The following is a 12,639-nucleotide window of genomic DNA, read 5'->3' on the forward strand; positions in this document are numbered from 1 at the left end:
TTTTATGTAAATATAAAATATCATCCCTGATTTTTGAGAGAAAAGAAGCAATTTTGCCGGACCATCATACACAATACCCCTTAATGAAAAAACACATCAGAAAGCACGTAAGAAGAGCGCGGTATATTTTCTATAAAGAAACCCTTATCAACTACAAAGAGCATTTCTGGACGTTTATAGGCTCTTTCGCAGGAATTGGCTTAATCGGACTTCTTCACGATAAAGCATTCAGCCCCAGCGACAACCTGTTCCTCGTAGGTTCATTCGGAGCGTCGGCAGTTTTGGTATTCGGCATTATCAACAGTCCCCTGGCTCAACCCAGAAACCTGATCGGCGGACACGTCTTATGTGCTATCGTAGGAGTTACCGTCCACAAACTATTGCCTCATGATATCTGGCTTGCATCAGCATTATCAGTATCCCTGTCGATAGTCCTGATGCAGATATCAAAGACCCTTCACCCTCCCGGCGGGGCTACGGCTCTCATCGCCAATATAGGCTCTGAAAAAATCACATCCTTAGGCTATTGGTATATTCTGAATCCGATACTTTCGGGAGTGTTGGTGCTCCTGCTTGTCGCTCTGCTTTTCAACAACATGACCTCTCACCGGAGCTATCCCAACAATAAAAAGTGGTATCAGGTATGGAGACGATACAAGAAGAGGCAGTTTCAATAACCGCCTCTTCTTGTATTTCGTACTGATGACCTGATTTATAAATAATATCTTCTTCATTTCGTGATTGGAATTTTCATTCTTCTCTATCGCCGGTCCATTTAATGTAACTCCTTGAAGCGATTAATCTGACAGGGAAGCGCTACCGAATGGAGAATCGGAAAACAACCGATACGCGCTGGCGCGATCCGTCGTCGCAAAATAAATCACAGATGCAATGCCCAACAGTACAATTAAAATATCAAAGACGGTCGTTGATGTAAACGAAGGCAGCGAGTCATTAAATTTCGCTTTTCTGTCTTCGTAGTTATTGCTGGTGTTGTAGAGATAGATCCACAGAGAAGAAACATAAATATTAGTGATCAAAGATATGTATGCTAAACCTTTTAATATTGGCTTCACTATTTTGTTTTTTTAGGTACGGATACAAAATTCAAGAACAAAACTTTCTTTTTTACATCCCCATAAACACCACCATGTTAGACCCAAACTTTGGGTTCTTCTATTTCTTACTAAAAACTCCGTTCAGAAACCGGGCTATATGATCCACTGTTGGCGTGAACCAGGGTTCGAACAAACAAAATGAATGCGGAGCCCCTTCAAAGGTGAAGACTTCCGAATAGACACCATTCCCATCCAGCACCTTCCGGAAGTCGTCCCTGCCGGCATGCATCCGGTCTACCGAGCTATTTAGAAAGAGAACTGGTGCCTTATTATTTCCCGCATGCGTTAGTGGCGAGGCGTCTTTCCAAAGTTCTGGGTTCTCTGCCTTGCTATACCCGAACCAATAACTCGCCGCCGAAGTCGACTTGCGGTCGTCTCCCTCACCCGATTCAGGGTGAACAAAAGAAAGCGTACCATCGATATCCACTATCGCCTGAACGTCTGAAGAATGCCCCTTGCTGCATTCCCCTCCTTCAAACCTCGATATGCCACTGGTAGTGCCCACAAATGCCGCAAGCTCTCCTCCTGCTGAAAAACCTAAAATCGCGATCTGGCTACTGTCTATATTGAACCTTCGCGCGTTAGCACGTACCCAGCGTATCGCTGCCTTTACGTCGTGTACGGCGGCCGGATACAGCGCCTCCGTTGATAGGCGGTATTCTACTGTGAAGCTTGTAAAGCCAGCCGCCGCCAGATGCTGCGCCAACGGAATATGCTGAGTTCTGTTGCCCGAACGCCAGCCGCCACCATGAACGATCAGCACCGCCGGATAGCCTCCGGACTTCCAGGCTTTGGGCTGAAAAACATCCACTTTAAGATCCCTTTTTCCGGGATTACAATAGGTGAGACCGCGACTCTCTTTAACTGAAGAGAATTTCTTTTCTCCCACTATCTTAATATTAGGATGCTGCTTAGAGGTGCTCCGATAAGCAGAAAAAGTGGTATAGGAGGTATCAGGCTGACCCGTAAGTCCCTTCGTATTTTGTGCTAAGGAACAAGGTATATACAGCAGGCTAAGTAGAAAAACAGAATAAAATTTCATAATAATTGTTTAGGATGCCGGCGCAATATAGTAAAGCGCCGGCACATCATTAAATAGGTTAGGGATTTTGCTTAAGTTTAGGATTTTTATTCAGCTCCTGAAGCGGAATCGGAAATATGCTCCGGTTATCTCCATTCGGCGAATGCGACAACCAGGACTTCTTCGTGAACACACCAAATCGGATCATATCCTGCCTCCGGTGCGCTTCAGCGGCGAATTCCCAGCCCAACTCATCCAGAAACCTGCCATAAGTAATATCATTAACAGGTTCTGTGGTGGTGGTAAAATGGTTTTTCAGCCCATATTTATACGATGTATTCCCCTGAAGCTGCGCTCCGGTAACGGCTGCCAGTGAAGCATTACCTGGAAAGCTTCTTTGACGCACCTGCGTAACAAGCGCAGCCGCTCCATCAGCATCACCTGTCCGAAGCAAACATTCCGCCTTCATCATCAGGATATCTGCATAACGAAGAAAAGGAAAATCGTTATCCATATTGTTCGGTGATGAATTTTGGGCTATTTCAAACTTGTTGATCCTGTAGCTGTGGATCTCCTGAGTGGAGTCGATACCTGGACATTCGTTAACATAAACCAGCGGCTGGCCGATAAGCACCCCATAGGCGCATTTCAATGGTTCACCATTTGCAGCATACTGCTGCCCCATCATCCAACCATCGGTAAGCCTTTTATCTTCCGGATGGAAGGTGTCAATAAACTGCGGAATGGCATTTAGTCCTCCATATCCTCCGGATTTAGCACCGTAGGTAAACTGGTTCTGCGGAGACATCGTCCACGCAGCAAGGTAAAAACCACCGGCATAAACCTCATCATGCGGCACAGCCCAGACGATTTCCTTAGAGTTCTGATTCTGTGCCTTGAAAACATCCTTTTGCACTGCTTCCAATGAAAATTTTCCGGAGCTGATTACCGCGTCACAAGCCTGGATACACCTGGCCCACTCAGCCTGACCGCTGTAAACCTGCGCGTTCAGATACACTTTAGCCAACAGTGCATTAGCCGACCATTTGTTGTTGAAACGTGCATAAGTGCTGACATCGCTATTTTCAGATAAGGCCGGAATGGATGACGTTATCTCACTCACAATAAAATCATACACTTCCTTTCTCGTATTTTGATCAGGAAGAAACCCTTCCGGCACATCAAAGCGATCAACGATCGGCACATTGCCGAAATTATCACAGAGCACAAAGTAGTAAGATGCCCTAAGCACTTTTAGCTCCGCCAAAATACTCGCTTTAGTGGCCTCCTCAGTCGGGATAGCGCCCGACTCGATCTGGTAGATTACCCGGTTACAGTTCGTAACCCCTGCATAGGTTTTAGTCCACAGATCCTGACAATGCGCCTGTTCCGGTGTCCATTTATGCTCATGCATCCTGCGATGCAGACCGCCGTCTACGAAACCATACGGTTTTGCCGGGACAGCCAGCTGATCAGCAGCAATCTCCTGAGTGATGTAATAACCTGTTGCGTTTGACATCAATACATCCCGCCAGTTCGCATAGGCAGGGGCTACCAGCGAGCCGATGTCATCCTTCCCCGGTACATAGCTCGACGCAATGATATCTGTAAAACTCTCATCTTCTAATTTGGTGCAGGCCTGCATGCTCAGGAACACTAATCCTGAAGCCAATATGGATATATATTTTCTTGTCGTATTCATGATTTCGGTGTTGATTAGTTAATAGAAAGACTTAAACCCAGCGTGTAAACCCTCGTAGTAGGATACTTGTCCCTGTCATCGTTGCCCGGGAACAATCCTAAACGGTTAACTTCAGGATCCATTCCCTTGTAACCGGTAATTGTAAAGGTGTTCAGGGTTGACACATAAATCCTCGCAGACTTGAAATGCTGCGAAGGCAGGTTGAGCCTATAACCAAGCGTAATATTGTCAATTTTCCAGAAATCACCGTTCTCAATATAGTAGCTGTTATATTCAGGAAGAATATTCTTATTAAGAACAGCTTTCCCGAACACCTTATCATAAGCGGAACTTAGCTGATTGTATAAAGAGAAACCCGGAACTTCAGAGTACATACGTTGAAAGTTCAAAATCTGATAATCGAAAGCCCCCCTCATCGTAATCCCCAAATCGAAGTTTCCGTAAGTGAAATTGTTATTCCACCCGGCATAAAACTTCGGTAGTCCGTTACCCAGGACCTTTTTATCCGCTTCCTCCTTGGTGTTGGATAACTCGCCATCCTTATTTTCATACACCCAGCTGCCATCTTCGTTAATATCAACAATCTTGTAGCCGTAAAAATTGCCGATCTCCTTGCCTACTTCTACCCGGTGGGTATAGGTTTGCACTGGTGATCCGGTGAATCCTACGTTAATAAAGTTGTTTGTGGTCTGGTATAAGTCATTGGAGAGCGAAACCAGTTTATTCCGATTAGTGGAGAAGTTGATACTGGAGAACCAGGAGAACTTCTTTTTCTGCACCGGTTGAAAGTTCAGTAAAGCTTCAACACCTGTATTCTGCATCACTCCGACGTTCGCCTTTGTAAAGCTGTACAAGTTGGGAGGTGAAGGAACCGGATAATCATACAGCAGACCATTCGTACGACGGTAATAGTAGTCCACCGTTCCGCCTACTCTGCCCTTCAGAATCGTAAAATCCAAACCTACGTTGGTTTCTTTCTTTACTTCCCACTTCAGATAAGGATTGGGATTGCTAATCGGACTCAACCCGGAAATCCACTCTCCATTAATCAGATAAGTGATTGCCCGGCCCGTTATCGGGTCAGTATAACCGAGCTGACTTACTCCCAGAAAAAGATCGTCAGGTGCAGTACCGGTAACACCGTATCCGGCACGTAATTTCAAGTCATCCAGAAACCTAACATTGCTCAAAAACGGCTCCTTACTTATCCTCCATCCTGCGGACACAGCCGGAAAAGTACCCCAGGGGTCTTTGGTGCCTACGAAACGGGATGAAGCCTCATGCCGCAGGTTCGCTGTCAGCAGATACTTCTCCTGATAGTTATAGGTCAGCCTTCCGAAAAACCCGATCAGGTTAGAGGCGAATTTTCCACTGTTAAGCGACGATAAACCGTTGCGAAGCGCAGTACCCTGACCGATATTGTCGATATAAGAGAAATTTCCTGCAGGGAAATCAAGGTTCTGCATTCCGGTATTCTGACTGGTATTATGCTGATAGCTATATCCGCCCAGGGCCGAAAAGTTATGTCCGTTAAGCGACTTACTGTATTGAGTCGTGAATTCAAAAAGATTATCTATGCTCTGTCCACTACTCTTTGACGCGTAACCCTGCCTCCCGTCACGTACGGTTGATATGTGCTGCTTGGTTTCCGCATAACCGAATTCGCTGTTGAGCTTACTTCTGGATACCAAAGCTTTAAGTTGTAGCCCGCTGATTGGCGTCCAGCCGATACTTCCGCTAAGACGGGTAGTCTGAGACTGGTTTTCTCCATACGATTCATTCAATAAAGCAAGCGGATTTTCGTACCCGGCTATAGCTGTCTGCTCCTGCCAGGTGCCGTCTTCATTTTTTATCGGGGCGGTCGGATTTCTGCCGAGTACCTGCCTCCAGACCGTGTTATTAAAGCTGCTGCCACTGCCAAGACTGTTATATTTGTTATCCGTGTTCAGAACGTTGAAGTTTAACTTCAACTTGTTGTCGAACATGTTATGGTTTACATCTATTCTCCCGTTAATCGTGCGATTGTCAGATTTCAGAAAAACACCTTCAAAATATCGATAGCCGAGTGTCCCAACGTAGTTAGTCTTCGAGCTACCCCCTCTCAAAGAGATATTATGACCGTTGCTAAGTGGAGTTCCTCTGCTGACTTCCTTAACCCAGTCGGTGTTACTGCCAAGATCCTGGAGCGGAAGCCTCTCCTTATATTCAGCGGCGCTAAGCATTTTGGGCAGATTCGCGAACTCCTGAGTGCTGGCGTAACCGTTATAATCGATTGTTGGTTCAATTGTTCCACTAGGTTTCTTTGTTGTTATCAAAATAACACCATTTGTACCTCTGGTTCCATATATCGCTGCGGCGGATCCATCTTTCAAAACATCCATGCTTTCGATATCCTCAGGCGCGACCGTATTCAGATCACCCGGAATTCCATCCACCAAAATAAGAGGCTGGACACTCGTTCCCAATGTAGCTGTACCACGCAAAAGGATCTGCGTAGAAGCTGTCGGGTCACCGCTCGGTGTGGCAATGGCCAATCCCGCAACCTTCCCCTGCAACAGCTGTCCCGCATCCTTTACCGCACCCCTTACAAAGTTTTCGGCCTTAACGCTGGTCACCGCACTGGTTACATCCGCCTTCTTCTGTGTTCCGTAACCAATGACCACCACTTCATTGAGGTTGGTGAGCTGTTCCTTAAGGCTCACATTCAACACGTTTGATGTTCCTACCGTCCGTTCCTCCGGTACAAAACCTATGAAGCTGAAAATAAGCACACTTTCGGGTCCGGCAACCGAAATCCGGTATCGCCCGGTCGGGTCTGTGCTCGTGCCGCCCCCCGCCCCCTTGATCTTGATGCTCACGCCCGGCAGGGTATTACCTCTTTCATCCGTTACCTGTCCGCTTACCACCACTTGCATTTGCTGGTTAACCACAACTTTTTCAGGAATAATGTCTGCTTCCTTAACGGATATGGTGCTGTTTATCTGCTTGAATACCAAGCCTGTTTGCTTGCTCAACGACTCCAGAACTTCTGCTACCGACAACAGGCGGCCGCTCACCTTGACTTTCGTGTCGTTGTTGACGATATTCCTGTCGTAAAAGAAGCGAAATTGCGTTTGCTTCTCAATAGTGGCAAACACGCTTTTCAGGTTCGACCCGCTGCGGGGAACCTTTATACTGACCTCGTTAGTATTTTGTGACTTGCCTTCCTTCGCTACAAGCATAAAGGACGACAAACACACGAAGAAAATGGACAGCACGGTATTCAATGACATAAGAAATAACGTATGCTTTAAATTTTTCATAAATTAGAAATGTTTAATGAAAGAATATTTCGTTGGACTCCCAAGCGCCTGCAACGACCGACCAAAGTGTTTGCGGGCGCTCTCTTCCGACTTTCTGAAAGCCAGAATCGTGCATAGTAACTATGTGTAATGATTTCGCATGTTAGATTAATTGGTTAAGTTGTAATTATTAGTTAGTCTTTGCTACAAGCTCATTTGCAGGAACCACCACGGATGGTGACCTTGTTCCCTTCGATCTTATAGGTTATATTCAATGCAAAACGCATAGCCTCCAGAACATTTTTCAGCGTCTCCTGACGATAAGATCCCACCATTCTACAGCTTGCCAGCTTCTTGCTGTCCATCAGAATCTTCACGCCATACCAGCGTTCCAGTACCGGCTTCATCTCCAGCAGTGTTTTTCCGGTAAAAACCAGCTCCCCCTCCTGCCATCCCATATATTCTCCGGCGGGAACACCTTTACGGATGTTGAAACCCTCTTTTCCCAGATAGGTCGCCTGCTGATCTTTTGTCAGGACAACCATACGCTGCACTTCTGAATCCCCCCCTTTTAGCTCATCAGCAGCACGTTCCGCAACAGATACTTTTCCAGACCGCACCGAAACCTGCGCCGGACTGTCATCGTACGTTTTTACGTTAAATGAAGTGCCCAGCACAACCGTATTCAACTCTCCCGAATGGATAATAAACGGTTTCTTCGCATCATGAGAGACCTGGAAGAAAGCCTCCCCTTCGAGCGTCAGAACCCGCTTTTCCCTATTAAACTTCTCGGGATATTCTAATATACTGCCAGCATTCAGCCATACCTGCGTACCATCAGAGAGCTCAAGCTTGCGAACTCTTCCTAACGGCACCTCTACACGCACCAGTCGGACGGGATCCACTATATCGCGTATTTCGCGTTTTCTACTGTATATCGTCAGAGAAACACTGATAATAATCACAATCGCGGCAGCAGCTTTCCACAAGCCCGAACGTGACCTTCTAAGCGATACTACAGAAGGCACCAAAGGCTGAACATCAGGCACTGTTTTCAAAATACCAGCGATTTCTTCGTGTAAAAAAGGACCAGATTCAATGGATTCAAAGACGGATTGTTCAATCTCACCAGTTTTAATCAGGTGGAACAGAACCTCTATTTCCTCAAGGGAAGCCTGGTTGCTTTTATAACGGTCAAGAAGCTTTTTGTAAAATTGATGTTGGTCCATATCCGGTCTTCAATTATAAAGACACCGGAGTATGCGGTAGAGGGTACCCCCTAAATGATTTTTATTTAATTATTTGCACAAGCCTATCGCAAGAACGATAACCACGGACAAAAGCATGTGTAAACCGTTTTGAATAGACAAGCGAAGAAGCTTCATTGACCTCACCATATGCTTTTTTACCGCATCTTTCGAAATACCGAGCATCTGTGATACTTCATGATAGCTCTTTTCTTGCTCCCTGCAAAGACTGAATATTTTTTGAGTTTGTGCAGGCAATGTTTTTACGACTTTCTTCAAGTGGTCCAGATACTCCACTGAGAGCATATCATCTTCGATGGTATTGCGGCTGGCGACCGCAGCAAGGACAATCTTCTCTTTTAAGGTTTCCTGAACAGACGCTTTCTTGAGCACATTGAATGCTGCATTTCTAGCTGTGATAAACAAATAAGATTTTAGAGAAGAGATCTCAGGAAGATCAGCCCTTCCCTCCCACAAGCGAACAAAGATATCCTGTGTTACATCATTGCTCAGATCCTGGCACTTTACATACTTCATTACAAACCGATGTACAACAACCCAATGCTGTCCATAGAATAGAGTAAAGGCGCTTTCGTCACCCTCCCTGATTCTTGATAGCAACATATGGTCGTCCCGGAAATGCATGTTCGGTTATCTAAATCAATCGATAAAAAGCGTACAATAATCAAAATCTTACCAAAAGCTTCAGTTCTTCCAGGCAGACTGTAATTGGTTGTTTAAGTGAATATACGGGCTTGCTACGATAAGTCCAAAGCACTTTACATAAAAGCACATTTTCGTCGTGCAATCGTAGAACGTTTCAGCAAGTTAAAAGATATCAGTAGTTCAAACCTTCGCCGAATTTAAATAGCGCATAGCTTGCTCCTTCATCATATCCCGGAAGATCTTCTTTATTACTCTCTACAGCTTGCTGGCTGATGGGGGTCGTAATAGGCATCTTAGCGGTGGGATTGAACTTTCCGGTAACCACGTCAAGCAAAGCATTTGCCTCCACACCAAAGGTTGAAAGTATAGCAATGAAACGACCCTGGGTTTCCGTATTATAGATCTCGTCTATAACAAACGGACTGGAATAATTAACAACCAGTATGGTTGGCTTCTTGGCCGTTAAAGCATTGACATAATCCACATCAACGGCACAAGCCGAAAGATTCACGCGCAGCGGCGAATGATCCGCCGGAAAAAGCGGACGCATCAGCGGTTTCAGCCAAAGCAATATTAAATCCGCCTCTTCGGGGGTGCTGACGAAAGTAAGTCCCTTGTAACTGTCGGTCAAAACCTGCCCTGCGCCCGGCGCGGGATTGTGATAGTTCTTGTAGTAATCTTCAAAATAGACTTTCTTATTTCTTAGTGGAAGCTTATTCTGCTCATTACGGAGAAGTACAATGGATTTTCGCTGGGCTTCCCTGCCAGCGCTTACAAAGTCTTCCCGACCAACAACTTCCCTTGCTTTTCCTTCATCTACGTAGGGGTTTTCAAACAGTCCGAGTGTAAATAACTCAGTGAGCAGCAATTGAACCGATTCATCCACATACTTCATAACTTCAGGATGCGCTTTTAAGGTCGCAACAAGCTGTCTGGGATCTGCGTTACCTGCGAACATATTCGTACCCGCCTCTAGTGCTTTCATATACCGCTGTTGAACGGAGAGGCTGTCCACGCCCCATGGCATAGACTCTATCGGGCCTGTATCTGAATTAATAATCCCTTTAAAGCCTAGCTCGCTACGGAGCAGATCGCGCAAGATACCTTTGTTATATGCGTAAGCTACTTCCTCATATTTCGTGCCCTTGGGCAGCGAATAATAGGGCATGATAGAGGACGTTCCCGCCTTGATCGCCGCCTTGAAAGGAAGCAGGTTGGCTTCAAAGTGTCCGCCCGGAAACACTGCATTTCTTCCATAAGAGTAATGCGGATCAAAGCCTTTATAAGCAGCCCCTCCCCCAGGAAAATGCTTTGTTGTTAAGGCCACAGACTCTTTGTTTAGCGAATCACCCTGAAATCCATGGACAAGGGCAGAGATGCTTTGTGCGGCAAGCTCAGGATCTTCTCCCAGGCTGCCTTCAATCCGCTGCCACCGTGGTTCGGTGGCAAGATCGGCCATGTACATATAGCCTTTCCGCAATCCGACAGAGAGCCATTCCTGCCTGGCCATACTCGCAAACTTATAAATCATCACACTATCACGCATAGCCGCCAGGCCGATCTCGGCAGGCCATTTTGAAAAACCTACAGAAGCTGAAGCTGTAGCACCCATGCCTCCGGCTGAAAGGTGATTCCGAGGATTCGATGCAAAAATTACGGGAATACCGAGCCTGTCACCCTCCGCCAACTCCTGCACCTTGTTTGCCCAGCGTGCCATGGTGTCTGCGGGTGCAGTCGTAGTTCGCCATATAAAATGCCTCATCTTATTTTGCAAAACCCCTTTAGTAGTGCCGACAGCACTCATGAGGGGCTGCGGTAAAAGCTCGCCTGTGAACTGATTTTTAGCCGCTAAAACATCCTCTTCGTTGAATGCACTCGTAATGGGCTGCTGTACCGCCGTCCTGTCGAGCATGAAAATCTCATTAAACATCCGCATGTCGGCTATGAGTATCATTCCCGCCTTCTCCTCCAACGTCATCTTACTCAACAAATCCCTGCTTCTCTCCACTGGAGTCAGCCGCCAATCTTCATAGGGGTCGAGCTTCCCGTCCTTGCTAAGATCTTTGAATTTCAACCCGTCCAGTTGAAATATCTTCGCTGTTCTGGTGCCGATTTCTGGCTGTTCTTCTGCAGCTTCCTTTGAGTCTCTGGTACAGCCGGCAGCTAAGAGAACTGACAAGCAAACAACTGACGATAGTGATCTGATTTTCATATGTTCATGCTTTACGGAAGAAGTGTCCTAATTACAATCTTTGGGAAAATTGGAAACGCATTTCAATAAAAATAAATTTAACAAAAGAAAAGCAACTATATGCTAGTTCAACACGATTGTATTAAGTGCTTGCAATAATTGCGCACTTGTATTGGAAACCGCAGGAACTTCGATAATCTGACCTTTTTAAGGCCGAGTGAGTATTTCCTTACCACTGTATACCTGTCTTACCTCAATGATATACCGGTTAACGACGCTATAACCTTGGTCTTTTATCACAATTTCATAAGTCCCTGATTGTATGATATCTCCAAAACATCAGCAGGAACACCATTGTCTTCAAATTCGTTGTTCCGATATGCCACAACTAGTGCTGTGTGATGTGTGCCAAGTTTTGAAGATGGAATGATATACTTACGCTTGCTTTTTACAAACCAATCCGGTCTTCCTGCATTAAATTTAAACCTTCCGATGAATGGCGGCAATATTCGGTTTTCTTTTGATGAAGCCCGCAATATTTCAGCCTGGTCAAATTTCGTCTGGCCCGGTACAGCCGTTGCATTTAAGAGAACAATAAGGGCAGTGACATTATTCACTTTACTTATGCTCGGCTAACACCTTAACCGCATTCTTGTTATCGGGAGAAAGATTTAGTGACTTCCGGTAAGCATCCAAACCTTCCTCTTTCCGGCCCAATTTTAACAAGCACTCGCCCAGGCTGTCCCAGGTATTGAATCCTGCAGGATAAAGTTCCGTGTTGGCTAAAAAAATCTTTAAGGCATCAGCTAATTTTCCTGAGCTCATCAGCTCATATCCAAAGTTGTTAATACTGGATTCGGAAACGTTATAAGCAGATTTCTTGTCTTTCGCTTTTTCAACTTTGATTAAACTTATTGTTTCATCAATATTTGCGGATATTCGATGATATTCCGCAACCGTGGGCAAGTTCCAGTTCCTTAATATCTCGTTCTGTTCAGCTAAAGTAGGGACCTCGCTCCGAAGAAATGGTCGATGGTACCCGGAGGCTGCGAAGCTGGGCCAAATAGCGATAAGGAATCCAGTCAACAGCGGTGGTCATGCAACTGTTGGAGTCCCTTACCAAACTAAAACTTAAATCTCTTCCCTCTAACAATTTCCGGATGGTCATCCTGCTCAGGCTGCCGAGGTAGGTTCCGGCTTTGCTGTATCTCTTGGGCTAATCGTTTCGCCGTTCCTGTCCTGGCTTGCTGCTCAATACGCTTCTGAAGACCCGCCAGCAGCCGGTTTCCCGCATAGTCTATAACCATCCGGCTCGGCCGTTCTTCTGCGGGGCCTGCTGTGGCCTGTTCAAGCGGGATAAGTCCCGGTTCCTGCCAGCCCGCCACCAGTGCTGCGGGACTGAAAGCCGCGCTG

At 46.0% G+C, this 12,639-nt stretch carries 10 protein-coding genes and 1 pseudogene; 1 reads left to right on the forward strand and 10 read right to left on the reverse strand.

Annotation, left to right across the window (positions count from 1 at the left end; all coding sequences use genetic code 11):
• The first annotated feature begins 83 nt into the window (after positions 1-83).
• Positions 84-677 carry an HPP family protein gene (locus ACKI5J_RS02895; RefSeq protein ID WP_407426326.1) on the forward strand — a complete coding sequence of 198 codons (594 nt, stop codon included), beginning with the start codon at positions 84-86 and terminating at the stop codon, positions 675-677.
• A 120-nt stretch (positions 678-797) separates the two neighbouring features.
• Here ACKI5J_RS02895 and ACKI5J_RS02900 read toward each other — a convergent pair whose 3' ends face one another.
• The 10 genes and pseudogenes from ACKI5J_RS02900 to ACKI5J_RS02945 all read right to left on the reverse strand — a co-directional run.
• Positions 798-1,076, reverse strand: coding sequence for a hypothetical protein (locus ACKI5J_RS02900; RefSeq protein ID WP_407426327.1), 279 nt, complete (start codon positions 1,074-1,076; stop codon positions 798-800).
• A gap of 100 nt (positions 1,077-1,176) precedes the next feature.
• Complete coding sequence (locus ACKI5J_RS02905) at positions 1,177-2,160, reverse strand: alpha/beta hydrolase (protein WP_407426329.1); 984 nt, start codon at positions 2,158-2,160, stop codon at positions 1,177-1,179.
• A 58-nt stretch (positions 2,161-2,218) separates the two neighbouring features.
• A complete protein-coding gene (locus tag ACKI5J_RS02910; RefSeq protein ID WP_407426331.1) occupies positions 2,219-3,841 on the reverse strand; it encodes a RagB/SusD family nutrient uptake outer membrane protein in 1,623 nt (540 codons plus the stop codon).
• A gap of 14 nt (positions 3,842-3,855) precedes the next feature.
• Positions 3,856-7,143: a SusC/RagA family TonB-linked outer membrane protein gene (locus tag ACKI5J_RS02915; RefSeq protein WP_407426333.1), complete on the reverse strand. Its 3,288-nt coding sequence runs from the start codon at positions 7,141-7,143 to the stop codon at positions 3,856-3,858.
• 191 nt (positions 7,144-7,334) lie between these two features.
• Positions 7,335-8,351, reverse strand: a complete 1,017-nt coding sequence (locus ACKI5J_RS02920; protein ID WP_407426335.1) for a FecR family protein — start codon at positions 8,349-8,351, stop codon at positions 7,335-7,337.
• Positions 8,352-8,420: 69 nt separating this feature from the next.
• Positions 8,421-9,014, reverse strand: coding sequence for an RNA polymerase sigma factor (locus tag ACKI5J_RS02925; RefSeq protein WP_407426337.1), 594 nt, complete (start codon positions 9,012-9,014; stop codon positions 8,421-8,423).
• Between the two features lie 193 nt (positions 9,015-9,207).
• Positions 9,208-11,247, reverse strand: coding sequence for a glycoside hydrolase family 3 protein (locus tag ACKI5J_RS02930; RefSeq protein ID WP_407426339.1), 2,040 nt, complete (start codon positions 11,245-11,247; stop codon positions 9,208-9,210).
• 275 nt (positions 11,248-11,522) lie between these two features.
• A complete protein-coding gene (locus tag ACKI5J_RS02935) occupies positions 11,523-11,843 on the reverse strand; it encodes a hypothetical protein (RefSeq protein WP_407426341.1) in 321 nt (106 codons plus the stop codon).
• A 1-nt stretch (position 11,844) separates the two neighbouring features.
• Positions 11,845-12,312 carry a tetratricopeptide repeat protein gene (locus tag ACKI5J_RS02940; protein WP_407426343.1) on the reverse strand — a complete coding sequence of 156 codons (468 nt, stop codon included), beginning with the start codon at positions 12,310-12,312 and terminating at the stop codon, positions 11,845-11,847.
• 38 nt (positions 12,313-12,350) lie between these two features.
• Positions 12,351-12,639: pseudogene (locus ACKI5J_RS02945) on the reverse strand (hypothetical protein); the annotation flags it as partial.

It is taken from the genome of Arcticibacter sp. (assembly GCF_045629565.1).
Classification (GTDB): Bacteria; Bacteroidota; Bacteroidia; order Sphingobacteriales; family Sphingobacteriaceae; genus Arcticibacter.